This is a genomic window from Collinsella aerofaciens (genome assembly GCF_005845035.1).
GTDB lineage: Bacteria > Actinomycetota > Coriobacteriia > Coriobacteriales > Coriobacteriaceae > Collinsella > Collinsella aerofaciens_I.
In genome coordinates this window covers 37,708-62,622 of record NZ_SPFO01000012.1, presented here as the reverse complement: position 1 = coordinate 62,622, position 24,915 = coordinate 37,708, and the positions used below count along the sequence as shown (strand labels likewise).

Genomic DNA, 24,915 nt, shown 5'->3' with positions numbered 1-24,915 from the left:
ATGACCAGGATGTCCCGGATGCCCGCAAGCATGAGGGTGGACAGCGGGTAGTAGATCATGGGCTTGTCGTAGACCGGCAGCAGCTGCTTGGAGGTCACGAGCGTGAGCGGGTACAGGCGCGTGCCGGAACCGCCGGCGAGGATGATGCCTTTCACTGGTTATCTCCTTCCGAGGAAAAGGTCTTCGTAGCTGTCAGTGATGGACCGCCACGAATACCGGTCGCGGATAACGGAGGTCGATGCCGTATCGAGCTCCTCGATCGACTTCCAATCCATCACGTCGGCGATATTGATAAGTTCAGCCAAGTCTCCGGATTCCTTGCTCCAATACAGGGCCGAGTCCTCAGCGACCTCGCGGTTGAAACCGACGTCGAGAAGGAGGTTGAGGCGCGTGGACGCCAGTGCCTCCAGGAGGCTCGGATTGGTACCCCCGACCTCATGGCCGTGGAAGTAGCCGTAAGCCTGCTCACGGATCTTCTTCAGGAGCTCCTGGTCGTAGACGGTCCCGACGAACTTGATGCGTGGGTCGGACTTAAAGTGCGTCTTCCGCTCGAGCTCCGTGAGGAAGGAGTCGTCCACTCCCGTCACGAGCGCGAAATCCCGCTTGGAGTCGGAAGCCATGAACTCCCGGATCATGGTCTCGTAGTTGTTCTCAGGCACGAAGCGTCCCACGACCAGGTAGTAGCCGAAGGGCTCGAGGCCCTTCTCGGAGAGCCATCCAGTGAACTTGGGGTCGTCGTCCGCGAGCGCTGAGTGCCCGATGTCGGCCCCGTAGGCGATGAAGGTCGTCTCGGGGTGCAGGTCGGCATACTCCGCTCGAATGTACTTCTCGATGTTCTTGGAGTCGCACACCATCAGGTCGGCGTGCTTGACCATCCCGCGCTCCGAGACTTTCCAGTACCTGCGGACGGGCGCGCTCCACTTGGCGCGCTTCCACTCGTGCCCGTCGGGGTTCACGAGGACCTTGCCGCCAAGGGCGTGGATCCTGTTCACGTACCTGCCGAATAACGGCCCGATGCGACAGGCCAGTACGTAGACGATGGGGCGCTGGACTCGATTCTCCTTGATGTAGGCGATGCACCACTTGAGGGCGTCGATGTCGTAGAAGATAGCCCTCGCGGCGCCGACGGGCCTGCGCAGCACGTTGAAGCAGTGCGCCCCGTTGTGCTCGAACTCACCGACTTGCTCGGCGGAGTCCACGGCGCATGCCACGTGGTACTTGATGTCGTGCGATACCTGATTCTCGGTCAGCTTCTCCACGAACGTCTCGTAGCCGCCGTAGTTTGCCGGAATCCCCTTGGATCCGATGATGAAAACATGTTGCATTAGTACGCATCGCTCCCGTTGAAGACCTCCAGAACCGTGAGGAGGACGATTTTGAGGTCCATAACGATTCCGCGTTTTGCTATGTACTCGAGGTCTCGGCGGACCATGCCGTCGAAACCGGTGGAGTTGCGCTCCGTAACCTGCCAGAGTCCGGTGATGCCCGGCTTCACGGCGAGCCGTTGCAGGTCGTACTCCGTGTACTCGGCAACTTCGTTGGGCAGCGGCGGGCGAGGGCCCACGACGGACATCTGGCCTAGGAACACGTTGAGGAACTGCGGGAACTCGTCGATGGAGTGCTTTCGGATGAACTTACCGATCTTGGTGACGCGCGGATCGTTTTTCATCTTGAACATGGCACCTGAGATCTCGTTCTGCTCCTTGAGCTCGGCGAGGCGTTCGTCGGCATCTCTGTACATGCTGCGGAACTTCCACATGCGAAAGGTGGTTAAACTACCGTCGGGACGGGTGCGGCCCAAGCGGATCTGGCTATAGAACGGACTGCCCTCGCTCTCCAGGCGAATGAGCGCCGCCAGCACCAAGCTGGGAATCGCGATTACGACGAGCACAGCACCGCTGAACATGATGTCGAACGTGCGCTTGACGGCTCGGTAGGCCAGGCGCGAGCGATCCCAGTCCATGATGGATTGCATGGCCTTGTAGCGGCCAGCACCCTCACGTCGGTCCATGGCCTGAGCAATTAGTGCGGCCCCCACGGGCGCATCCGTTGCAAATTGAGTTTTATCCGACACGTTTTCTTCCAAGACTTCGCCCCCGGGTCGGGGATCCTCCCTGTTCTGTGTAGCGATCGCCAGCAGCTAGGCGATCGCCTTTTTAAGATTTCGCATTACGCGCTGCTCGTTCGAAAGCACGGCAAGGCCAACGCGCGTAGTTACGCGTCGGCCGCACAGGTCGAGCTCCAAATAAGCAGTGCTCTTGCGTCTGTTAATGGTTTTGATAAGGCCTTCGTGTCCCAGCAGCGGACCAGCCGTCACTACGACCTGGTCGCCGTCTTTTAGGGCCTCGCTCATGGGTACTACGCGGTCTCCCCTATGCGTAAATCCGCCAATAAGCTGAACCTCTTCTTTTGCCAGCGGCACAAACTGACCGTCCTGGGAAAGCACCCGGGCAAAGTCGTCCATGCGCAGCAGATACTGTTGCACGGTGCGCGGGTCTGCCGTATCGCAGATAAGATAACCGGGAAAGAGCGGCTTGGTCGTATTGACCCATTCGCCGTGTACTTTAATCTCGGTTTGAAATTGGGGGTAAAAGAGCTCCTGCATGGCACCAGCCGGCACCACGCGCTCGATGCGCTCGCGCATTACGTCTTCGCGACCGTTAATGACCTGGATCACATACCACACGAGCACCACCCCCTTGCTGTCTTACGTGTGGCTCACGGGGTTTGTGTATGGCTTCGCCAGGGCGCTTGTGCGCGAAGGCGCTCCATATTCAAACCCTGAGCCCAGTTAGACAAGCACGTGGCTCTGCCCCACCGTGAACGGTATGTATAAGCGCAGTTGCTGGAGACGCGGACGTGTATCGCAAAATGATCGCGACTCCAGCTGGCTACGTGCGACCCAGTCAAGCGGGTACAAAACTGGACCGCACGCAAACAGCTGAAGGACTGCTACGTTTTGGCATGCAATCTATCAATTATTTGCACTAAGAAATTAACTCAATACAAATAAATAACGTCGCATGACTTCTTTATTGGAGCTCGTGGTGTTTCTGGCACCGCCGTTACGGCCGGATGCTGATCGACCCTGCGCTTTGCAACTTGTTGGAGCCGCGAGCACAGTTGAACTCATGTAACGTTAGGTATCCTAGCACAAGCTGGTAGCGAAACTGATTTGGCTTATGGTGGACAACATATCGTTCACTTGACGTGCTTAAGGGGGTTGTTTTGGGATGTTGTTCACGTTAATGCAGGCTATTGGGACGCCAACGGAGATTAGAGGCGTTCCTGAAGCCCAAATGGAACGGCGATCTACACTGATAATCGCGTTTGGCTAACAAACTATGTACAGAGATGGGAAATAAATTGTGCAACTTTTTGTTGGTGTGGATTGGGTTTATGGCGCGAGGTGTATTGGCATGAAAAAAGGCCTCCGAAATTCCGAAGGCCTTTGCATTCACGATGGTGGAGACGAGGGGAATCGAACCCCTGACCTCTTGACTGCCAGTCAAGCGCTCTCCCAGCTGAGCTACGCCCCCGTGACGAGGAGATATTATAGGGGAATGTTTGCGGAGATGCAAGAGGTTTTTGTTGAAACTTTTTCTTACGGGTTTTCCTGGGACGGGGCAAAAATAATCACTCTACGAGCGATTATTTTTGCCCCGTCCCGATAAAACCCTGATGCGATAACCCTTACTTGTAGAGGTAAGCGATGGCGGTGCCGGTGTGGACTTCGATCGTGGCCGTTCTTCTAACGACATTGGAAATGCCTGTGTCGGCTAGTAAACCTAATTTGGCGTGGTCTAGTTCCCATTCTAGGCCGTGTTCGCTGACTTCCGTGTTTGGGGCGATTGCGATTATGGAGAAGGTTTTGCCGGTTGCGTTTTCGATGGTCCAGGTTTCGTTCTGGTGGAGGATTCTGGCCGTCACTTCGTCTTCTTCGATCCAGACGGGGGCGTCCGTATAGCCTGCTAGTAGGCCCAGCACGGACAGGGCCATGTCGGGGCGGCCTCCAGTGGCGCAAGTTGCGTACAACTCGGCACCGGGCCAGCGGCGGCGGATAGTGTCTAGGGCTAGTGCTAGATCGGTGTAGTCCTTGTAGGGGTTATGGCGCTCTACTTCAAAGTCCTCAGCGGCATCAACCAAGGCGCGGCCGGCGTCGCTTACCGTATCGGCGTCACCTACGTATACGTCGCAGCTCAAGCCGGCACCCAGCAGAGCATCCAAGCCGCGATCCACGGCGACGACGCGGTCACACTCCCCTGCCAACTTACGCAGTAGCCCGGCGCTCGCCACCATAGGCGAGCCGCATACTACTAATACTTTCTCGGACAACGCCCTCGCCTAACCCTCATACTCAAGAACGCGATCCAAATCCAGCTCCTCGTAGCTGTCGATAAAGATATCGCAGTTGTCGCGCACGTCGTCGCGCTTCATGCGGCCGTGCGGGTCATAAATACCCACACGCTTAAAGCCCGCGGTGCCAGAACTCTTAAGGCCAAAGACCGCGTCCTCAAACACCCATGCGCGCTCGAATTTGCAACCGCGGCGCTCTTCCAGGCGGCGCAGCGCCAGCTCGTACACATCGGGGAACTGTTTGGAGCGACCTGCCTCGCCCGTGGTGGTCACAAACTCCATGTAGGCGTCGAGCCCGGCACCAGCGAGCGCGGACTGCACCAGCTCGGCCGGCGTGGACGTGGCCACGCACATGGCGATTCCCGCCGCTTTCGCCTGCTCCAAAAACGCCAAGAGTCCCTCGCGCGGCGGCACTTTGGAGTATCCATCAATCAGAATCTCGCTCAGTTCTCGATACAGCTCCTCGCCACCTGTGCCAATGCCCCACGTGTCGTGGTAGGCCTGGCACTCGTCCTCCAGCGACAGGTGCTCAAACTGGGCAAAATCATCGACCGTCACGTCGACACCGTGGCGGTGCAATAACTCGGGCTGGGCATAGGCCCAAACGGGGGTGCTATTAACCAGTGTGCCGTCGCAATCGAAAATAAAAGCAACCTTGGGAGCGGCGGTATGGGACATAAACGAACCTTTCGATGTCAAATGGTAAACAACCTGCTAAAAACGTTTTACCAAACGTCAGGCTAACAATTTTGAAACCCTAATTGGTAAAACTGTCAAGAGTTTTACCACGGCAATTCTGCCAGTGGTATAAACATGTCGCTTACCGATTAAACGCCCCCGCAAATCCGCTTTCGTCCATAAAACTAACGCACAGGTGTTATCGTAGTTTCTGCCGAAAGTTCCACCGAGCACGCGAGGTGGAACGAATCACAGAAACTTCGCCGTCCCTTCGATTCGTGCAGCCTTGGACCTTTCGCATCTAGTCACCAAGGCAACACGCTGCCGCGTCATGATGGGATCAAACGTGAGCGATACAAAGCTAAAGCCAACGGCTAAAAAGCCCGCTACCCGTAAAGCCGCCCCGCACGCACCGGAGCTCTCCAAGGACGATGTCTACCTGTTTGGCATTGGAATGTGGGAGCGCAGCTGGGAAAAGATGGGCGCGCATCCCGACACGCAGCAGCGCACGCGCGGCTGGCGCTTTTGCGTTTGGGCGCCCGACGTAAAGAGTGTCCATGTCATTGGCGAATTTAACGACTGGGATGAGGAAGCCAACCCGCTGGTACCCGTGCATACGAGCGCTATTTGGGAAGGCTTTATTCCTGGTGCCGAGCAGGGCCAGCTCTATAAATATCTCATCGAGACCAACGAGGGCGAGAAGCTCTACAAGGCCGATCCTTATGCCTTTAAGGCCGAGTGCCCTCCGGGTACCGCGAGCGTGCTGTGGACCCTGGATGGCTACAAGTGGAACGATGCCGCGTGGCTCAAGCGCCGCGCCGGCCACAACCATATGTCGCAGCCGCTCAACATCTACGAGGTGCATATTGGCTCGTGGAAGCGCCACGGCGACGCGCCGCAGGGCGAGCCGGACGAGTACGGCAACTACCCTGGTCCCATGGATCCCTTCCCCGCGCAGCGCGGCGAGTTCTACACCTACGACGACTTGTCGGTGGAGCTCGTGGACTACGTGCGCGACATGGGCTACACGCATATCGAGGTCATGCCGCTTATGGAGCATCCCTTCGATGGCTCTTGGGGATACCAGACGACCGGCTACTATGCCGCCACGTCGCGCTATGGCGACCCGCAGCAGCTCATGCACTTTATCGATGCGTGCCACGAGGCGGGCATCGGCGTGATCATGGACTGGGTGCCCGGCGGTTTTTGCGCCGACTCCCACGGTCTTGCCACCTTTAACGGCCACATGCTGTTTGAGCACGAGATTCACCCCAACTGGGGCACGCACAAGTTTGACTTCGCCCGCGGCGAGGTCCGCTCCTTCCTGGTCTCCAACGTGCTGTATTGGCTCGAGAACTTCCACGTTGACGGCATTCGCATGGACGGCGTTTCCAGCATGCTGTACCTCAACTTTGGCATCGACGATCCCGGGCAAAAGAAGTTCAACAAGTACGGTACCGAGGAGGACCTGGACGCCAGCGCGTTTATCCGCCAGGTCAACTGCGCCGTGGAAGCCCACTTTCCTGACGTGATGATGATGGCCGAGGAATCCACCGCGTGGCCGCTCGTGACCTATCCGCCGCAGGACGGCGGCCTGGGCTTCCACTACAAGTGGGACATGGGCTGGATGAACGACACCCTGCACTACATGCAGACCGATTTTCCGTGGCGCCCCGGCAACCACGGCCTGCTCACGTTCTCCATCATGTACGCCTTTACCGAGAACTTCATCTGCCCGCTGAGCCACGACGAGGTCGTGCACGGCAAGTGCTCGCTCATCGGTCGCATGCCGGGCGACTGGTGGCGCCAGTTTGCCGGCCTGCGCACGCTGGCCTTCTACCAGATGACGCACCCCGGTGCCAAGCTCAACTTTATGGGCAACGAGATCGGCCAGTTTATTGAATGGCGCTACTACGAGTCCATTCAGTGGTTCTTGACCGAGGAGTACGAGACTCACCGTCATCATCAGGCGTTTATCAAGGCGCTCAACCACCTGTACACCGCCGAGCCGGCCCTGTACGAACGTGGCTACACCGACGACGGCTTTACCTGGATCGACGCGGACAACTCCAAGCAGTCCATCGTGAGCTTTGTGCGTCAGGGCGAGGACGTCGATGACGACCTGGTGATCCTAATCAACTTTGACCCGGCGAGCTACGAGAGCTTCCGCGTGGGCGTGCCGCGCGAAGGTGACTGGGAGGTCATCTTCGATTCCGACCGTCCCGAGTTTGGTGGCAGTGGCTATGCCGGCGAGGAGCCCTACACCTGCTCGAGCGAGCCCTATCCCTGGAACGGGCAGATGGACTCCATTGAGATTAAGGTGCCCGGCCTGGCAGGCGTGGTGCTTAAGCGCCGCGGTTCCAGCAGCTATAAGCCGCCGGTGGTTGAGGCCCCCAAGAAGGCGACGCGAAAGCGTGCGTCCTCGGTGAAGCCCAAGGCCGCGGCTGCTAAGAAGGCTCCGGCTAAGGTGAAGGCTGCCAAGGCTTCGGCCAAGTCCACCACGGCCAAAAAGGCAGCCACCAAAAAGGCTGCTCCCAAGGCCAAGGCAGCTGCTGTTAAGGCTCCTGCCAAGAAAGCGTAACAAAGGCGTTACCACTGTAATTACCCGCCCCGCGGGGGCGTAGGATACATGTCATAACCGTTCCGGGAGAAACATCCCCGGGGGAAAGGAACGTATGAATAAGATCTTCGACAACAAGCAGGAGTTTACCGAGCTCTATCGCGATGCCGTCATGAGCATCAGCGGCAAGAGTGTCGAGGCCGCTAGCGACCTGGACCGCTTTAACGCCCTGGCCAAGCTCGTGGCCGAGAAGGCCCGCACCGTTGCCACCAAGAGCGACGCCCGCGCCACCGCCGAGGGCAAGAAGCGCGTGTACTACTTCTCGATCGAGTTTTTGATCGGCCGCCTGCTCGACAACTACCTGCTCAACTTTGGCGTACGTGACATGGTCGCCGAGGCGCTCGACGACATGGGCTTTGACCTGTCCGTCATCGAGAACCAGGAGCCCGATCCGGCGCTGGGCAACGGTGGCCTGGGCCGTCTGGCCGCGTGCTTCCTAGATTCCATGGCAGCCGAGGGCATTGCCGGCTACGGCAACGGCATGCGCTACCGCTACGGCCTGTTTAAGCAGGAGATCGTCAACGGCAGCCAGGTCGAGGCCACCGACGAGTGGCTCACCCACGGCTATCCCTGGGAGGTCCGCCGTCAGGATAAGGCCGTGACCATCAAGTTTGGTGGCCACGTTGAGGGCTTTGAGGAGAATGGCCGCACGTTCTACCGCACGGTGGACACGCAGGACATTCTGGCCGTCCCTTATGACATCCCCGTCGTGGGCTATGCCGGCGAGACCGTCAACAAGCTGCGCGTCTGGGCCGCCGAGCCGGTCGAGGAGCACTTCGATCTGGAGGCCTTCAACCGCGGCGACTACGCCCTGGCCGATGCCGAGCGCGCCGAGGCCGAGGCCATCAGCGCCATCCTCTACCCCAACGACGCCGGCGAGCACGGTCGTCTGCTGCGCCTGAAGCAGGAGTACCTGTTTGTTTCGGCCGGCATCTACAGCCTGCTCGACACCTTTGAGAAGGAGCACGGCGCGAACTGGGAGCTGCTGCCGCAGTTTGTGGCCATCCATACCAACGACACGCACCCCGCCATGTGCGGCCCCGAGCTCATGCGCATCCTCATCGACGAGAAGAAGCTCGAGTGGGACGACGCCTGGAACATCGTGACGCAGGTCGTAAGCTACACCAACCACACCATCCTGCCCGAGGCTCTGGAGAAGTGGCCCATCGGCACGTTCTCCAAGCTCCTCCCCCGCGTGTACCAGATCATCGACGAGATCAGCCGTCGTTGGCACGAGTCTTTCGACACCACGCAGGAGGGCTGGCAGGAGCGTCTGCGCCAGACCGCCATCCTGTGGGACGGCGAGATTCGCATGGCCAACCTGTCTGTGATTTGCAGCCATAGCGTCAACGGCGTAGCCAAGATCCACTCCGACATCATCAAGAACATCGTGCTCAAGGACTTCTATGCCCTGACGCCCGAGAAGTTCAACAACAAGACCAACGGTATCTCGCACCGTCGCTTCTTTGCCGAGGCCAACCCCACCTATGCCAAGCTCGTGACCGAGGCCATTGGCGATGGCTGGCTGAAGGACGCCTTTGAGCTGGAAAAGCTCAAAGAGTTCCAAAACGACACCGAGTTCCTCAAGGCCGTGGGTGCCTCCAAGCGCGCCAACAAGGAGCGCCTGGCCGCCTACGTCAAGGCCGAGACCGGTCTGGTCATTGACCCCAACACCGTCTTCGATGTTCAGGTTAAGCGCTTCCACGCCTACAAGCGCCAGCTCATGAACATCATGAAGGTGATGGACATCTACAACCGTCGCATCGCCGATCCCAATTTCCACGTGACGCCGACGACCTTCATCTTTAGCGGCAAGGCGGCATCAAGCTACACCTTCGCTAAGGAGACCATCCGTCTGATCAACTCGGTGGCCGAGGTCATCAACAACGATGCCCGCGTGAACGAGGTCATGAAGGTCTGCTTTATCCCCAACTTCCGTGTGAGCAACGCCCAGCTCATCTACCCCGCCGCCGAGATCTCGGAGCAGATCTCCACGGCCGGCAAGGAGGCCTCGGGCACGTCCAACATGAAGCTCATGATGAACGGCGCCATTACGCTGGGCACCCTCGACGGCGCTAACATTGAGATTGCCGACCTGGCTGGCCGCGAGAACGAGGCCATCTTTGGCCTGACCGCCCCCGAGGTCGAGCAGCTCTGGGCATCCAACAGTTACTTTGCGTGGGATACCCTCAACGGCGACCGCGAGCGTCTGGGCCGTGTGATGGACGAGCTCAAGGACAACACCTTTGCGGGTCTTTCGGGCAACTTCGAGAGCATCTATAACGAGCTCATGAACAACAACGACCCCGACCTGGTCATGGCCGACTTCCGTAGCTACGTGGATGCATGGGAAAAGCTTACCGGCAGCTACGGCGACCAGGAGACCTGGAACCGCAAGGCGCTGCTCAATACCGCCTCGAGCGGCTGGTTCTCGAGCGACCGCACCATTCGCGAGTATCGCGACGAGATCTGGCACGCGTAAAGGCGCGCGAGCTCCCTTATGCCAGCACGGCATTATTCGGTGGGCGCGACCAGGCGCCGTGCCCACCGCTAATGGGTTAGAAACATCGATGACAGAAGGAGAAATCGATGAGTAAGAAAGAATGCATCGCGATGCTCCTCGCAGGAGGACAGGGCAGCCGATTGGGGGCACTCACCCAAAAGATCGCTAAGCCGGCGGTTAGCTTTGGTGGCAAGTTCCGCATTATCGACTTTTCGCTCTCCAACTGCTCCAACTCGGGCATCGACACGGTGGGCGTTCTGACGCAGTATCGCCCCTACCTGCTGCATGCCTACGTGGGCTCCGGCGAGGCGTGGGATCTGGACAGCCGCGACGGCGGCGTGTCGATCCTGCCGCCGTACGAGACGCAGACCGGTGGTGCCTGGTATGCGGGCACGGCCGACGCCATTACGCAGAACCTCGACTACATCAAGGCCAACGACCCCAAGTACGTCCTGATTCTTTCGGGCGATCACCTGTATCGCATGGACTACCGCAAGATGCTCAAGACGCACATTGAGAACAACGCCGACCTCACGGTGAGCGTTATGCCCGTGCCGTGGGAGGAGGCCAGCCGCTTTGGCATCCTGACCACCGACCCCGAGGACGGCCGCATCACCAAGTTCACCGAGAAGCCCGATAAGCCCGATTCGAACCTCGCGTCCATGGGCATCTACATCTTCTCGGCCGACGTGCTGATCGAGGCACTCGAGGAGGACGCTCTGGACCAGCGCTCGAGCCACGACTTTGGCAAGGACATCATCCCCAAGCTGCTCGGCGAGGGCAAGCGCCTGTACAGCTACGAGTTCCACGGCTTTTGGAAGGACGTCGGCACCATCGCCAGCTTCCACGAGACCTCGATGGACCTGCTGGGCAACAACCCCGAGTTCGATCTGTTTGACAAGCACTTCCCCATCATGTCCAACATCACCACGCGTCCGCCGCACTACATTGGCCCGGACGGCCGCCTGGACGACTGCCTGGTCTCCAACGGCTGCAAGATCTACGGCACCGCTCGCCACTCGATTCTTTCGACCGATGTCATCATCGAGGAGCGCGCCGTGGTCGAGGACTCCGTGCTGCTGCCGGGTGCGCACGTTAAGAGCGGCGCGCACATCTGCCGCGCTATTTTGGGCGAGAACTCCACGGTCGAAGAGGGCGTGAAGCTCGGCTCTGTCGATACCACCAAGGATACGGCCGTCGTTGGAAATGACGTCGTTATCGGGAAGGGGGAATGATCCGATGATCAATCGCAAGGCCATCGGTTACATCACCGCTAACTACTCTTCGACCTACGGCAGCGTGCTGCTTAAGGACCGCCCCATCGCGTCCGTCCCGTTTTTGGGCCGCTACCGCCTGATCGACTTTCCGCTGTCCAACATGATGAATGCCGGCATTAAGACCGTCGGCGTCGTCATGCCGGGTAACTACCGTTCGCTGATCGACCACGTGGGCTCGGGCAAGGACTGGGGTCTGGACCGCAAGAAGGGCGGCCTGTTCATGGTGCCCGGCAACGCCTATGGCACCACCAAGGGCGGCATGCGCTTCCTGCTGCGCGACATCATCTCCAACAAGACGCTGTTCCAGCGCTCGGACAAGCCCTATGTTGTGATGATGGGCACCAACATCATCTTTAACATGGACCTCAACACCATCATCGAGGCGCACGAGAACTCCGGCGCCCAGATGACCGTGGTGTATTGCAAGGCCACCCGCAACGTCGACGACGAGACCAAGCTCGAGATTAACGAGAACGGCCGCCTGACGGGCGTAAGCGCCGGCGTCGTGTACGGCGACAACGCCTCCATGGACTGCTGCATCATCAACCGCGAGACGCTGCTCGAGATCATCGATCACTACCAGGCCGCCGACTACCTGGACATGCTCGAGGCACTCCAGGGCGACTTTGGCAACATCGACGTGTGCAGCTACGAGTACAAGGGCGAGGTCGTGGGCGTGTTTAGCGAGAAGTCGCTGTATCGCCGCAGCATGGACCTGCTCGACCAGACCGTGGCCGACCAGCTCTTCGATCCCGAGCGCCCGATCCTGACCAAGGCCCACGACGTGCCGCCTTCGCGCTACGCGACTGGCAGCCACGCCTGCAACTCGATCATCTCGGCCGGCTGCATCATCAAGGGCACGGTGCGCAACTCGATCCTGTCGCGCGGCGTTGTGGTTGAGGAAGGCGCCTCGGTGACCAACTCGATCATCAACCAGAGCTGCGTCATCAAGAGCGGCGCCCGCGTCGAGAACGCCATCCTGGACAAGAACAACGTGGTTCCCACCAACACCGAGCTTCGCGGCACGCCCGAGAACATCCTGGTGCTGGGCAAGGCTCCGTTAACTTCCGACACCACCATCGTACGTTAACGTTGGCACCGCAACATCGCTCGTAACATGTAGAATAGCCGCCCGGTTAGCGCCAGGCGGCTATTCTCGAATTGCAACATGGGAGACAATATGGCTGATTCCAGCAAAAAGATGCAGATCGTGTTTGCCTCGGCCGAGTGCGCGCCGTTTGTGAAGACCGGTGGCCTGGGCGACGTGGCGGGCTCGCTGCCTGCGGCGCTTGTGCGCGCCGGCGCCGAAGTTATCGTGATGGTGCCCAAGTACGCCACCATCAAGGACGAGTACAAGGCGCAGATGGAGCACTTCTCCGACTTTTACGTGAGCCTGGGTTGGCGCAATGAGTACTGCGGACTCGAGAAGCTCGAGCACGACGGCGTCACCTATATGTTCATCGACAACGAGCGCTACTTTGCGCGCGACTATCCGTACGGCTTCTTTGACGACGGCGAGCGTTTTGCGTTCTTCTCTAAGGCCATCACCGAGAGCCTGCAGCACCTGCCGGCCGGCTTTGAGTGCGACATCCTGCACTGCAACGATTGGCAGACGGCGCTGGCGCCCGTGTTTTTGCGCGAGTTCTACCAGGGCCTGCCGCTGTACGACCGAGTCAAGACCGTGTTCTCGATCCACAACGTGGCGTTCCAGGGCCAGTTTAGCGACACCGTGATGGAGGACATCCTGGGTGTGGCGCATATTCCGGCGGCCGCCTCGCAGCTGCGTTGCGACGCCTGCAGCATCAACTACATGCTGGGCGCCCTGCGCTATGCCGATGCCATCACCACGGTAAGCCCCACCTATGCCAACGAGATCCAGACGCCCGAATTTGGCGAGGGCCTGGACGGCGTTCTGCGCGAGCGTTCGTACGCGCTGCAGGGCATTTTGAATGGCATCGACGTTGCGGGCTTTGACCCAGCAACCGACAAGCGCATTGCCGCCAACTACACCGTGGAGGACCGCTCCGGCAAGGCCGTGTGCAAGGCCAAGCTGCAGGAAGAGCTGGGGCTCGAGGTTCGCGACGACCGTCCGCTTATGGTCATGGTCACGCGTCTGACGCGCCAGAAGGGCATGGACCTGGTCATGTACGCGCTCGACCGCATCCTGTCCGGCGGCGTTCAGGTGGCGGTGCTGGGCACCGGCGACCGCGACTACGAGGACGGCCTGCGCTACTTCCAGGACAAGTACCCCGGCACCATGGCCGCGCGCATCGAGTTCGATCCGGCGCTGTCGCAGCGCATGTACGCCGCCGCCGATATGTTCCTGATGCCTTCGAAGTTTGAGCCCTGCGGTCTGTCGCAGATCATCGCCATGCGCTACGGCACCCTGCCCATCGTGCGCGAGACCGGCGGTCTGAAGGACACTGTAATCCCGTATAACGAGTTTACCGGCGAGGGCACGGGATTTTCGTTTAGCAACTTTAACGGCGACGAGATGGGCGACGCCGTGTTCCGCGCGGCGCGTCTGTTCTGGGATAACCGCGAGGCCTGGAACCAGCTGGTCACGCAGGCCATGAGCCAGGACTTTAGCTGGACGCGCTCGGCCGACAAGTATCTGGACCTGTACTTCTTTATGCATCCGGAGATTGAGAGGCCGGCGGCGGTTGTCGACGAGCCTGTGGTTGTGGCTGAGCCCGAGCCCAAGGCCGAGCCGGTTGTTGAGGCGCCCGCTGCTGTTGAGGAGCCCAAGGCTGAGGAGAAGCCGGTTGAGGCAGCTCCCGAGGCTGAGGCTAAGCCGGCTGCGAAGCCTGCCGCCAAGAAGACTACGACGCGCAAGACAACGGCCAAGAAGGCTACGACCACGAAGGCCGCTGCCACCAAAACCGCCGCAGCAAAGACGACTGCTGTCAAGGCAACGACCACGCGTAAGCGCACGACCGCCGCAGCCAAGAAGGCCACCGAGGTCGAGGCTACTCCCGAGGTAAAGGCTGAAGCCGCCGTCGAGGCCAAGCCGGCGGCTAAGGCTCCGGCAAAGACTGCAGCCAAGAAGACGACCGCGACCAAGAGCACGACCACCAAAAGGGCAACGGCAGCCAAGGCCACTGCAAAGAAGGCTGCCCCCAAGGCGGCCGCCAAGGTCGAGGAGACGCCTGCCGAGTCCAAGGCGGAGGCAACCGTCGAGGCCAAGCCCGCCGCTAAGACCACCACGCGAAAGCGCACAACGGCAGCCAAGAAGACCACGGCAAAGGCCGCAACTCCCAAGGCAGAGACTAAGCCCGCTGCTGCCAAAGAGGAGCCCAAGGCCGAGGTAAAGGCCAAGCCGACGCCGAAGGCCGCTGAGGTCAAGGCCGCCCCTAAGGCAGAGGCCAAGCCCGAACCCGCCAAGGAGGCCCCGGTCTCCCCTGCCGCTCCGGCCGAGGAAAAGGCCCCGACCAAGAAGACCTCCGTCCGCAAGGCAACGGCCACCCGCAAGCGCCGCTAGCCCGCAGACGATCTAAAACCTAATCAAAACCCTAAACAAGGGGCGCTCCAACCGGGCGCCCCTTCTCTGTAGATAGTTGGTAAAACGATTTTCTAGGACAACCGTTCGCCGATGGTAAACGGATGTTGTTTATACACCCTGTGTACAACAGATATACTTATATTTTGTGCGTAAAGCCCATGGCCCGCAGGCCGTGATTCTATTGAACTGGACCGTACTATGAGATTGATACACAACAGCCGCCTACCGCAGTTTCGCACTCCGTTTGGCGCTGTGACCACAGGAACTACCGTTGCACTCTCGGTGATTTTGGAGGACGCCGATCCCAACCAGGCAACACTCACCCTACGTACCTGGGTCGATGAAGTCGGCGAGACCCTGATTCCGATGGAACACGAAGGCGATGGCATTTTTACCGGCGAGCTCAAATGCACTGAACCGTGTCTTGTGTGGTACAGCTTTATCTGCAATATCGAGGGCCAGCCCGAGGTTCGCCTGGGCGCACCGCAGGGCCGCACCGGCGGCGAAGGCGTAACCTACGACTACGCCGAGGTGCCGTCCTTCCAGATTACCGTCTATAAGCACCGTGAGAACCGCCCCACCTGGTACGAGCGTGGCATGGTCTACCAGATCTTCCCCGACCGCTACGCCCGTGACGAGCATTGGCGCGAGCGCACAATGGCCCAACTCGAAAAACCGCGCAAGGGCATTCAGCGCCGGATGGTCGAGGACTGGAACGAGCCGCCCGTGTACGAGCGCGCCGAGGACGGCTCCATCAAGACATGGGACTTTTACGGCGGCTCGCTCAAGGGCATCCAGGAAGACCTGCCCCGCATCGCCGAGCTGGGCTTTACGGCCATCTACCTCAACCCCATCTTTGAAGCCGCGAGCAACCACCGCTACGACACGGCCGACTACACCAAGATCGACCCGATCCTGGGCACCGAGCAGGACTTTACCGAGCTGTGCCAGGCAGCCGAGAAGCTGGGCATCTCCATCATCCTGGATGGCGTCTTCAACCACACGGGCGACGACTCGATCTATTTCAACCGCTACGGCAACTACCCCGGCGTGGGTGCCTGGCAGAGCGAGGATTCGCCGTGGCGCGATGCGTTTACCTTCCACGAGGACGGCTCGTACGACTGCTGGTGGGGCGTGGGCAACATGCCAGCCATCAACGAGAAGTCCGAGCTGGTGCGCGAGCGGCTCCTGGGCAAGGACGGCGTGATCCGCAAATGGCTGCGCGCCGGTGCCCATGGTTGGCGCCTGGACGTCGCCGACGAGCTTTCCGACGACTTCCTGGCCGAGATCAAAAAGGCCGTACTCGCCGAGAAGCCCGACGCACTGTTGCTCGGCGAAGTCTGGGAAGACGCCTCCAACAAGATTAGCTACGGCCATTTGCGCCGCTACCTGCAGGGCTCCGAGCTGGACTCTGCCATGGATTACCCCTTCCGCGACATGGTCATCGGCTTTTTGATGGGCTACAAGAACGCCTACGAGGCCGCCGAGGATATCGAGACCCTGCGCGAAAACTACCCGAGCGAGGCATTGTCCTGCGCGCTCAATCTGCTTTCGAGCCACGACCGTCCGCGCATCATCTCGGTGCTCGGCGGCGGCCCCGACGAGTCGCAGCTGCCCGAGTGCGAGCGCAGCAAATGGCGCCTGGACGAGAACTCGATGGGCCTGGCCAAGAGCCGTTTTTGGCTCGCCACGCTCATGCAGATGACCTTCCCAGGCGTGCCTTCGATCTACTACGGCGACGAATACGGCCTGGAGGGCCTGACCGATCCGGGCAACCGCCGCACACTGCCGACCAAGGACCAACTGCACGACTTCGACACGCTGGCTATTGTCAAGAACGCCTCCGCCGTACGCCGTGCATTGCCATTTATGATCGACGGCGAGATCAAGGCCTTTGCGCTCAACGACGAGGTGCTGGCCTACAACCGCACGGGCAAGGATGGCGAGTCCGCGACGATTATCATCAACCGCAGCCTGCGCAATTCGCACCGCGTGACGATTCCGGCGCTCGACGAATGTGCGAGTGACGTGATCAGCGGTCACGAGTGCGAGATCCACAACGGTACGGTCACGCTCGATCTGTATCCGCTGGGCTCGTCGATCATCTATCACCATGCCGAGCAGCGCCTGCAGGAGCCGCTCGATCACGGCGCGGGCGTCGTGTGCCATATCACCTCGGTGCCCACCGACGACGGCAAGCCCGGTACGATTGGCGCGCCAACGCGTCGCTTTATCGACCATCTGGCCGCCATGGGCATGCGCTACTGGCAGGTTCTGCCCGTCAACCCGACGGATTTCTTCCGCTCCCCTTACGCTGGGCCTTCGGCCTTTGCGGGCAATATTGACCTGCTGCCCGAAAGCCAAAAGGAGCTGGCGGCCGACTTTGAGACTTGGAAGGCCCGTGGCGGCGAGGATGCAGACCCGCTGTACACGGCGTTTAAGCATCGCAACGCCGACTGGCTCGAGAAGTACTGCGTCTACATGGCCGTCAAGAAGTACTTTGAAGGCGAATCACGTCACGATTGGCCGGCCGATGTCGCGCGCTACAACGAGCATCTGATTGACGACAAGCGTTTCCACGACGAGGCAGAGCTGCAGGCGTACATGCAGTACCGCTTTGACCTGGCTTGGTGCGAGCTCATGAACTACGCGCACAAGAAGGGCATCGAGGTTATCGGCGACATTCCTATGTATGTTTCGGACGATTCGGCCGATGCGTGGAGCGAGCCCGAGAACTTCTGGCTGTCCGATACCGGCAAGGCGATTGAGGTTTCCGGCGCGCCGCCCGATAATTTTGCGCCCGAGGGTCAGGTGTGGGGCAACCCCACCTTCCGCTGGGATCACATGAAGGAGAACGGCTACCGCTGGTGGATGGACCGTCTGCGTCGCGCGTTCTCGCTCTACGACCGCGTGCGCCTGGACCACTTCCTGGGATTCCACAGCTACTTTAGCATTCCCGCAGGCAAGGCCTGTGCCGACGGCCGCTGGCTGGCAGGTCCGGGCAAGGATCTGTTCCAGACTGCCTATGACGAGCTGGGGCCGCTCAACTTTATCGCCGAGGACCTGGGCTACCTGACGCCCGGCGTTCGCGCCATGGCTTCGACCTGCGGCTTCCCCGGTATGGACGTGCTGGAGTTTAGCGATTACGACGTCCGAAACGGCGTGTATCCCACGCCTGGCAAGATTCTGTACACCTCGACGCACGACACGTCGACGCTCGCCGGTTGGTGCACGCGCTCCTTTGCGGGCGGCGACGAGCCGAGCGGTGTTGAGGTAGCGGCCAAGCTGATGGGAGACGCGCTCGCAAGCAATGCTCCGCTTGTGATGATGCCGCTGCAGGACATCCTGGGGCTAGGCGACGATGCACGCATGAACGTGCCGGGCGTGGCAACGGGCAACTGGACCTGGCAGGCCGATGAGGCCGACGTTGCGGCCGCCGAGGGCAAAACTGCACAGCTCCTGCGCAACACCCATAGATTCTGGGGCGAAGCGTGATAAAACCCCCGATATAGGGTACAGTTACAGCTGTTTGAATTTATGCGGGCAGAGCGATCTGCCCGCTTTGTGCTGAAAAGGAAGTATTATGGCGCGCTACGATTACAAGTGCTCGAGCTGCGGCAACGTGTTTGAGGTTGAGCATCCCATGTCCGAGACCCCCGAGGTCGTGTGCCCGAGCTGCGGCGCTCCGGCATCCAAGACGTTCTCGGCCAGCGGCATCAAGTTTGAGGGCAGCGGTTTCTACAACACCGACCAGCGCAGCGGTGGTTCCAGCACCACCGCCACCAGCGGCTGCTGCGCCAACTGCCCGCATAACCACTAGTGACAAACGGTCCCGCCACCCAGGTTTCCTGATGAGTTGCGGTGAAATAGTTCCTGAATCAGCCCAACCAACGGCCAAACAGGAACTATTTCACCGCAACGTTTCTTTAGATCGGATTTCAGGGTGATGCTGAGTTTGTAACATTTCAAAACTCTGCCGGATTACGGGGCTGAATTGACAACCTCTATCCATTCCGGTAATTTGCAAATTTCAACAAGCCATCTACCTGCGGTTTTATTTAGACCATTTTTGATGTGGTCGGGCATCACCAATCTAGCCCCGTAATCCGCCCTACTTTTGATAACAGCAAGTTTGAGACAGGGCTATCCTTCCATTCTTTACCGCTATTGCGATCTCCACTCGCACGACCTTCTGAGTTGCGGTGAAATAAGGACTATTTGGCGGGTAGATGCCGCTATTCAATCCCTATTTCACCGCAACTTAGTAGTTACTTGTGGATCAGGCGGGCGCAGAAGTGGCCGTCGTAGGAGTCGGCGTTTACGGGGACGCTTTGGAAGAGGCCTCGAGCGTTTTGGCGCAGGGTGACGAGGCTCTTGGCGTGGTCGTACTCGGGAAGCTGCAGAATCTGAGCTTCGGAGAGCGGCACCACGGTAAAGCCGGCGCCCTCGGGAGAGGCCAGGAAAGCATCCACGACCTGCGTGTTCTCTTCATCAAAAACCGAGCAGGTGGCATAGATAAGCTCGCCGCCGGCAGCCACGCGCGCGGCTGCCTCCTTGAGCATCGTCAGCTGCAGGCGGGGCAGCTCAGTCGTAACGTCGTTCTCAGTCAGACGCCACGGTATCTCGGGGTGACGGCGCATGGTGCCGGTGCCAGAGCACGGCGCATCGATAAACACCGTGTCGAACAGAGCGGGCTCGCCAAGCATCGCATCAAACGACGTAAGCACCTCATTGAGCTCGCAGGCGTCGCCCGACACCGTACGAACACCCGAGATACCCGCCTTATGCAGGCGCGCGAGATTCTGATCACACTTGCGATCGTGCAGATCGAGCGCGGTATGCTGACGCTCGTACCCGGCACGCTTGGCCTGGCACATCATCACATAGGTTTTGGTGCCGCGGCCGGCGCCAATCTCCAGGCAACGACCGGGACGTGTCGCGGCAGTAGCGATAAGCTGGGCGTTAAGGTCCGAGGCAACCGCGGCAGCACGCTCAAACACGCCGGACGCAACCGTAACCTGAGCATCGACCGGAGCATGGCAGCCCGGAAAGACAGGCGCAACGAGCTGCGAGATATACGGGTCGGCCTTGGTCGCAAACGCATTCTCGTGCAGAGCAAGCGGCGCAGGAGCCAGATTGCCGGCAAAGTTGAGCGCACCCTCAGGCGTATCGAACGAGGCCATGATACGAGCGCACAGCCAGCGAGGGAGACCCATCAAACGCGAAAGGCGAACCAAACGGCGCTCGGACTCATCCACGTCGGATGCCGTGGCAAAGTCCTCAACGTTGTCCGCAACCTTGTGCAGCACCGCGTTAGCCAGGCCCGCGGCAGACTTAGCACCGCTGCGCACCAGCTCAACACCCTGACTTACGGCAACGCGGCCCGGCGTATGCAGGTAGAGCATCTCGAAGGCCGAGATGCGAAGCGCCATGCGAACGCGCGGCGCAACCTTTTTTGGCTTATCCAAAAACTGATCGAGCAACTCATCCAAAATGCCCTGCGTGGCGGCAACACCGAGCGCCAAACGAGCGGCAAAAGCGGAATCGCGCTGGTCAATGGCCTTGGCGGAAGCACGTGAAGACAACACGTCGCGTGCGTACATACCGCGGCGATCAGCCTCCATCAACACATCGAGCGCAAGCTTGCGCGCGGGAGACAACTTGCTCATGACAGTACACCCCACCTAAGTTCGGCACCCTGCAGGCCGGCAGCCCAGGCAGAAGCAGCCATGGCACGCTTGCCATCGGGCTTAACCTCGAGCAGTTCAACCGCGCCATCGGAAAGGCCCAGGTAAACACGCTTGCTCTTGACGGCAACAGCGCCCTCGCAAAGCGACACATCAGCCGGCGCAGCATCGAGCACGCGAACCGACTTACCGGCAATCACGCAACGGGCAGGCGCGGTATCGGACGAAGCAAGCACATGACGCACGCAATCAAGCGCCGCCATCTTCGGATCCAGACGCATCTCCTGCTTGGAAATCTTGGCAGCATGCGAGACGAGGGACTCATCCTGCTCGGTCCAAACAGCCGAGCCATCGGCAAGCGAGGGAAGCGTATCGGCAAGCAACTTACCGCCAAGCTCACCAAGCTCCATCGTAAGCGCCTCGGCATGCTTACCGGCAACCGACGTAGACGCCTGGGCGCAATATGCGCCCGTATCCACGCCATGCCCAATGCGCATAATGGAAACGCCAGCAACCTCATCACCAGCAAGAATGGCACGCTGAATGGGAGCAGCGCCACGCCAACGAGGCAGCAGCGAAGCATGAACATTCACAATACCAAGTGGTGCCATATGCAGCACCTCATCAGGCAAAATGCAACCGTACGCGGCCACACAGAAAATATCAGCCCGCGCAGCCTGGAGCGCCTCAACAACCTCAGGCGTCATACGATTGGCCTCAACGACCGGCAACCCCAGCTCAAGCGCCTTGGCCTTAACAGGAGACGGCTCCAACTTTTTACCACGCCCACGAACAGCATCGGGACGAGTAACAACAAGCGCAATCTCGTTCCCAGCCTCAACAAGCGAAGTAAGCGAAGGCACTGCAAAATCGGGCGTACCCATAAACACAATACGCATAAAAGTTAGTCTCCTCTCAATGACGAGCCGAGACGGCTACAAAAAAGCGTTCCAGGTCGCAAACGAACCCAGCCGCAAGAACAGTTCAACAGAAACAAATATACCCAAAAACAAAGAAAGAGCCGCATAAAAGCAGCCCTCCCAACAAAGCACCTATCAGCGAAGACGCCCCTCCCTGGCCCGACGGCACCCGGGCGAGAAGAAGCACGGAAACGCAGTCCCCTTCCGCCGCAGGGCTTAGGTTTTGCTCCACGCGCAGTTCCGCACGAGCCGAAGAACACTTAATGTGCTCTTCGTGCGAGCAGGACTGTTTGAGCATGGAGCAAAACCTAAGCCCTGCGGCGGAAGGGGACGGACGACTTACTCCGTCTCGCCCGGTCGAGCGCCGCGGGCCAGGGCGTCCTGGTACTCCTTGACTGCCTTGATCCTCTGCATCGGCTTAAGGCGCTCGAACATGGTATTGCCGTGCAGGTGATCGATCTCGTGCTGCAGGCACACGCAGAACAGATCGCCCGTGGCCTCATAGCGGATCAGGTTGGCATCCAGGTCATACGCCTCGACGACAACGTGATCGGGACGCTCGATCTCGCAGCTAATGCCGGGGATGGACAGGCAGCCCTCGCTAAACGGCACCAGATGGTCGCTCTGCTCAACAATGACGGGGTTAATGAGCACGTAGGGGTCATAGTCGTTCTTGTCGCTGTAGTCGCAGTCGATGGTGACGAGCTGAATGAGCTCGCCGATCTGCGGGGCAGCCAGGCCACAACCGCCGTTCTCGAACATCATCTTCTTCATCTTCTCGGCAAGCGCCTCGATCGCCGGGGTGATCTCCTCGATGACGGCGCACTCCTGGCGCAGACGAGGGTCGGGCGACAGTACGATTCCGTTGGCTTCCATGGCCATCCTTTCGGGTTATTACATCAAATCATAGGCGTCGACGTCAACGCTCACGCTCACGCCGCGCACAGAGCCCACCTCTTTGAGGCAGGCGTCGATATCATCAGAGACATGGTACCCCACGGGCGACTTCGCAAGCAGATGGAAGCGGTAACGGTCCTTGGCTCTCTCGATTACACACGAAGCCGGGCCCAGCACCTGCGGCACGACACTGCCCGCCCGCAAAAAGTCGGGCGCGGCGGCATGCCAGCGGCGCTTAAGAAGCTTTGCAATGCGCCCGATGTAGTCCTGCGCGTCGTCTCGGTTCGCCGACCACACCAAAATGTTGACCAGGCGAACAAACGGCGGGTACAGCGCGTCGCGGCGCTGATCCAGGTCGTAGTCGGTAAAGATCGAACGGTCGTGCTCGGCTACGGCGCGGATGACCGGATCCTCGGGCAAGTATGTCTGGATAATCACCTCGCCGGGTCGATCGCCGCGACCGGCACGGCCCGCCACCTGCTCCAGCAAATCGTAGGCACGCTCACCTGCGCGGAAGTCCGGCAGCTTGAGGGCGAAGTCGGCATTGACCACGCCCACGAGCGTGACCTCGGGAAAGTCGAGGCCCTTGGCGATCATCTGGGTGCCAAGCAGCACCGCACAATCGGCGGCATCGAACTGCTCGAGCAGCTTTTTGTGCGCATCCTTGCCGCGCGTGGAATCGGCATCCATGCGAATAATGGCGACGTCCTCGGGAAGCATCTGGTGCAGAGCGTCCTCGATCTGCTGAGTGCCCATACCCATTTTTGCCAGGTAGCGACTGCCACATTTGGGGCAACGGCTCGTGGGCGCGGGATACGGCTGCACGCGCCAGGACGAACCGCAGGTGTGACACTGCAGCGTGTGCGTGCGCTCGTGGTACGTGAGCGCGGTGGAGCAGTGGTTGCACGTGGGCACGCAGCCGCATTCGCGGCACATCAGAAACGGCGCAAAGCCACGGCGGTTATGCAGCAGCACGGCCTTCTCGCGGCGCTCGACCACGCGTTCCAAGCCCTCCACCAGCGGTTTTGAGAACATGGAACGACTGCCGTGCGAGAACTCGCGGCGCAGGTCGGCAATGCGGACCGTGGGCAGCACGGCATGTCCCGGGCGCTCGGGCATCTCCACACGCGTCCAGGTAACACCGTTGTACGTGCCGCGGCGGCAGCGGTCGAGGGCCTCGGCAGAAGGCGTGGCCGAGCCCAACACAAGCGGGCAGCGATAGCGGCGAGCCATCTCGGCAGCCACCTCGCGAGCATGGTAGCGCGGGCTGGAGCCCTGCTTGTAGCTGGTCTCATGTTCCTCGTCAATGATGATAAGGCCCAAGTCATCAAGCGGGCAAAAGAGCGCCGAGCGGGCGCCGACGACCACGCGGGCCGCACCGCTGGCGACCATATCCCACTGGTCCAGACGCTCGCCGGCCGAAAGGCGCGAATGGAACACGGCGACCGTCTCGCCAAAGCGCGAGCGGAAGCGGCCGACAGTCTGGGCCGTCAGCGAGATCTCGGGCACGAGCACGCAGGCCGAGCGACCGGCCGCGAGCACGCGCTCGATAGCTGAGAGGTAGACCTCGGTTTTGCCGGAGCCCGTAACACCGTCCACGAGCACCACGTCGCCGTGCGCATCCAGGCGAGCGCGTTCAATTTGCGAGAGCGCCTGCTGCTGGCCGTTGGTAAGTGCGACCGGCGCTTTGCCACTCGCGGAGGACAGCGTGGTCTGCTCGCTGCAACCGCGCCAGGCACGGCGCTCCTCCACCACGACAACGCCGCGTTTTTCGAGCGCCTTGATGGTCGCCGACATGCTGTTGTAAAGCAGGTTGAGATCGCGCGTCGTGACCGGTCCGCACTGGAGCGCCTCGATGAGCTGGCGCTGGCGAACGGCGGTCTTGGGCGGTGTATAGTCGAAGCCCTCGGGCGTGAGCATGACCCAACGGTTTTGAATAGGCTTGACGGCGGGGCGCTCAACCGACCATGCGCCGTCATCGCCCTTGACCACGCGCGGGCTACCGCCCGGAGGCAAAAACAGGCGCAGGCACTCGGAAAGCGTCGCGACATACTCGCGGCTCATCCAGCGCGCGATGCAGGCAGCCTCGGCGGTAAAGAGCGGTTTGCTGAGTACAGCCTCGATGGGCTTAATGCGCGCGGAATCGAGGACGGTGTTGCCTTGCGAGTCGCCCAGCTCAGACGCAATGTCGACGATATAGCCCGCGGCCGCACGGTTGCCAAAATGAACTAGGACGGTGGAGCCAATCTGCGCCTCGTTGGCGAGTGACGACGGAATGCCGTAAGCAAACGGCTCGGACAGCGCACGGGTCGGGATGTCGAGGACAACGCTCGCATAGGCGGCGACGGGTTCGGGCGCGGGCTGTGCAGGGGCGACAGCGGATGCCGACACCGCCGGAGTCTCCTCCGGTTCCGACGAACCAAACAGCGACAGTTGCTCGGCCATGGTCTCTGCACCTCCCATCCCATACGTCTA

Annotated in this window: 17 protein-coding genes and 1 tRNA gene; 7 read left to right on the top strand and 11 right to left on the bottom strand. The window is 60.2% G+C overall.

Features of this window, described 5'->3' with window-relative positions:
- From FGQ67_RS06800 to FGQ67_RS06770, 7 genes are all read right to left on the bottom strand, one after another.
- On the bottom strand, positions 1 to 155 hold a 155-nt coding region (locus FGQ67_RS06800), incomplete at its 3' end, for a sugar phosphate nucleotidyltransferase (RefSeq protein ID WP_171025177.1).
- Between the two features lie 3 nt (positions 156 to 158).
- Entirely contained in the window at positions 159 to 1,325 is a 1,167-nt protein-coding gene (gene cps2T / locus FGQ67_RS06795) for a beta 1-4 rhamnosyltransferase Cps2T (protein ID WP_138340838.1), read from the bottom strand.
- Complete coding sequence (locus tag FGQ67_RS06790) at positions 1,325 to 2,074, bottom strand: sugar transferase (protein ID WP_249934414.1); 750 nt, start codon at positions 2,072 to 2,074, stop codon at positions 1,325 to 1,327. The genes cps2T and FGQ67_RS06790 overlap by 1 nt, the downstream gene beginning before the upstream one ends.
- A 66-nt stretch (positions 2,075 to 2,140) precedes the next feature.
- Positions 2,141 to 2,692, bottom strand: coding sequence for an antiterminator LoaP (loaP, locus tag FGQ67_RS06785; RefSeq protein ID WP_249934413.1), 552 nt, complete (start codon positions 2,690 to 2,692; stop codon positions 2,141 to 2,143).
- Between the two features lie 771 nt (positions 2,693 to 3,463).
- Positions 3,464 to 3,539: transfer RNA gene (locus FGQ67_RS06780), tRNA-Ala, on the bottom strand.
- Between the two features lie 154 nt (positions 3,540 to 3,693).
- Entirely contained in the window at positions 3,694 to 4,335 is a 642-nt protein-coding gene (locus tag FGQ67_RS06775; RefSeq protein ID WP_249934412.1) for a thiamine diphosphokinase, read from the bottom strand.
- A gap of 9 nt (positions 4,336 to 4,344) precedes the next feature.
- Complete coding sequence (locus FGQ67_RS06770; RefSeq protein ID WP_138340831.1) at positions 4,345 to 5,034, bottom strand: HAD family hydrolase; 690 nt, start codon at positions 5,032 to 5,034, stop codon at positions 4,345 to 4,347.
- A 331-nt stretch (positions 5,035 to 5,365) separates the two neighbouring features.
- Here FGQ67_RS06770 and glgB point away from each other — a divergent pair, with 331 nt between their 5' ends.
- The 7 genes from glgB (at position 5,366) to FGQ67_RS06735 (ending at position 18,756) form a co-directional block, all read left to right on the top strand.
- Positions 5,366 to 7,615 carry a 1,4-alpha-glucan branching protein GlgB gene (gene glgB / locus FGQ67_RS06765; protein WP_138340848.1) on the top strand — a complete coding sequence of 750 codons (2,250 nt, stop codon included), beginning with the start codon at positions 5,366 to 5,368 and terminating at the stop codon, positions 7,613 to 7,615.
- Positions 7,616 to 7,709: 94 nt separating this feature from the next.
- Positions 7,710 to 10,136: a glycogen/starch/alpha-glucan phosphorylase gene (locus FGQ67_RS06760; protein ID WP_138340829.1), complete on the top strand. Its 2,427-nt coding sequence runs from the start codon at positions 7,710 to 7,712 to the stop codon at positions 10,134 to 10,136.
- Between the two features lie 107 nt (positions 10,137 to 10,243).
- Positions 10,244 to 11,392, top strand: coding sequence for a glucose-1-phosphate adenylyltransferase (locus FGQ67_RS06755; RefSeq protein ID WP_006233920.1), 1,149 nt, complete (start codon positions 10,244 to 10,246; stop codon positions 11,390 to 11,392).
- 4 nt (positions 11,393 to 11,396) lie between these two features.
- Positions 11,397 to 12,524 carry a glucose-1-phosphate adenylyltransferase subunit GlgD gene (glgD, locus tag FGQ67_RS06750; protein ID WP_138340827.1) on the top strand — a complete coding sequence of 376 codons (1,128 nt, stop codon included), beginning with the start codon at positions 11,397 to 11,399 and terminating at the stop codon, positions 12,522 to 12,524.
- A gap of 90 nt (positions 12,525 to 12,614) precedes the next feature.
- Complete coding sequence (gene glgA / locus FGQ67_RS06745; protein ID WP_171025234.1) at positions 12,615 to 14,915, top strand: glycogen synthase GlgA; 2,301 nt, start codon at positions 12,615 to 12,617, stop codon at positions 14,913 to 14,915.
- Positions 14,916 to 15,134: 219 nt separating this feature from the next.
- On the top strand, positions 15,135 to 18,431 hold the full coding sequence (locus FGQ67_RS06740; RefSeq protein ID WP_138340825.1) for a 4-alpha-glucanotransferase: 3,297 nt from the start codon (positions 15,135 to 15,137) through the stop codon (positions 18,429 to 18,431).
- An 88-nt stretch (positions 18,432 to 18,519) separates the two neighbouring features.
- Positions 18,520 to 18,756, top strand: a complete 237-nt coding sequence (locus FGQ67_RS06735) for an FmdB family zinc ribbon protein (RefSeq protein WP_138340823.1) — start codon at positions 18,520 to 18,522, stop codon at positions 18,754 to 18,756.
- A gap of 448 nt (positions 18,757 to 19,204) precedes the next feature.
- Here the strand turns inward: FGQ67_RS06735 and FGQ67_RS06730 are convergent, their stop codons facing one another.
- The 4 genes from FGQ67_RS06730 to priA form a co-directional block, all read right to left on the bottom strand.
- Positions 19,205 to 20,605, bottom strand: coding sequence for an RsmB/NOP family class I SAM-dependent RNA methyltransferase (locus tag FGQ67_RS06730; protein WP_138340821.1), 1,401 nt, complete (start codon positions 20,603 to 20,605; stop codon positions 19,205 to 19,207).
- Positions 20,602 to 21,522 (bottom strand): methionyl-tRNA formyltransferase, encoded by a 921-nt coding sequence (gene fmt, locus FGQ67_RS06725; RefSeq protein WP_138340819.1) that lies wholly within the window; start codon positions 21,520 to 21,522, stop codon positions 20,602 to 20,604. Before fmt ends, FGQ67_RS06730 begins: the two co-directional genes overlap by 4 nt.
- 360 nt (positions 21,523 to 21,882) lie before the next feature.
- A complete protein-coding gene (gene def / locus FGQ67_RS06720) occupies positions 21,883 to 22,419 on the bottom strand; it encodes a peptide deformylase (RefSeq protein ID WP_089571827.1) in 537 nt (178 codons plus the stop codon).
- Positions 22,420 to 22,437: 18 nt separating this feature from the next.
- A complete protein-coding gene (gene priA / locus FGQ67_RS06715) occupies positions 22,438 to 24,885 on the bottom strand; it encodes a replication restart helicase PriA (protein ID WP_249934411.1) in 2,448 nt (815 codons plus the stop codon).
- Positions 24,886 to 24,915: the final 30 nt, after the last annotated feature.

Coding starts and splice junctions, on each gene's coding strand:
- cps2T (WP_138340838.1), bottom strand. CDS start 1,325: ATGCAACATGTTTTCATCATCGGATCCAAGGGGATTCCGGCAAACTAC.
- FGQ67_RS06770 (WP_138340831.1), bottom strand. CDS start 5,034: ATGTCCCATACCGCCGCTCCCAAGGTTGCTTTTATTTTCGATTGCGAC.
- glgB (WP_138340848.1), top strand. CDS start 5,366: ATGATGGGATCAAACGTGAGCGATACAAAGCTAAAGCCAACGGCTAAA.
- FGQ67_RS06760 (WP_138340829.1), top strand. CDS start 7,710: ATGAATAAGATCTTCGACAACAAGCAGGAGTTTACCGAGCTCTATCGC.
- FGQ67_RS06755 (WP_006233920.1), top strand. CDS start 10,244: ATGAGTAAGAAAGAATGCATCGCGATGCTCCTCGCAGGAGGACAGGGC.
- glgD (WP_138340827.1), top strand. CDS start 11,397: ATGATCAATCGCAAGGCCATCGGTTACATCACCGCTAACTACTCTTCG.
- glgA (WP_171025234.1), top strand. CDS start 12,615: ATGGCTGATTCCAGCAAAAAGATGCAGATCGTGTTTGCCTCGGCCGAG.
- FGQ67_RS06740 (WP_138340825.1), top strand. CDS start 15,135: ATGAGATTGATACACAACAGCCGCCTACCGCAGTTTCGCACTCCGTTT.
- FGQ67_RS06735 (WP_138340823.1), top strand. CDS start 18,520: ATGGCGCGCTACGATTACAAGTGCTCGAGCTGCGGCAACGTGTTTGAG.
- FGQ67_RS06730 (WP_138340821.1), bottom strand. CDS start 20,605: ATGAGCAAGTTGTCTCCCGCGCGCAAGCTTGCGCTCGATGTGTTGATG.
- fmt (WP_138340819.1), bottom strand. CDS start 21,522: ATGCGTATTGTGTTTATGGGTACGCCCGATTTTGCAGTGCCTTCGCTT.
- def (WP_089571827.1), bottom strand. CDS start 22,419: ATGGAAGCCAACGGAATCGTACTGTCGCCCGACCCTCGTCTGCGCCAG.
- priA (WP_249934411.1), bottom strand. CDS start 24,885: ATGGCCGAGCAACTGTCGCTGTTTGGTTCGTCGGAACCGGAGGAGACT.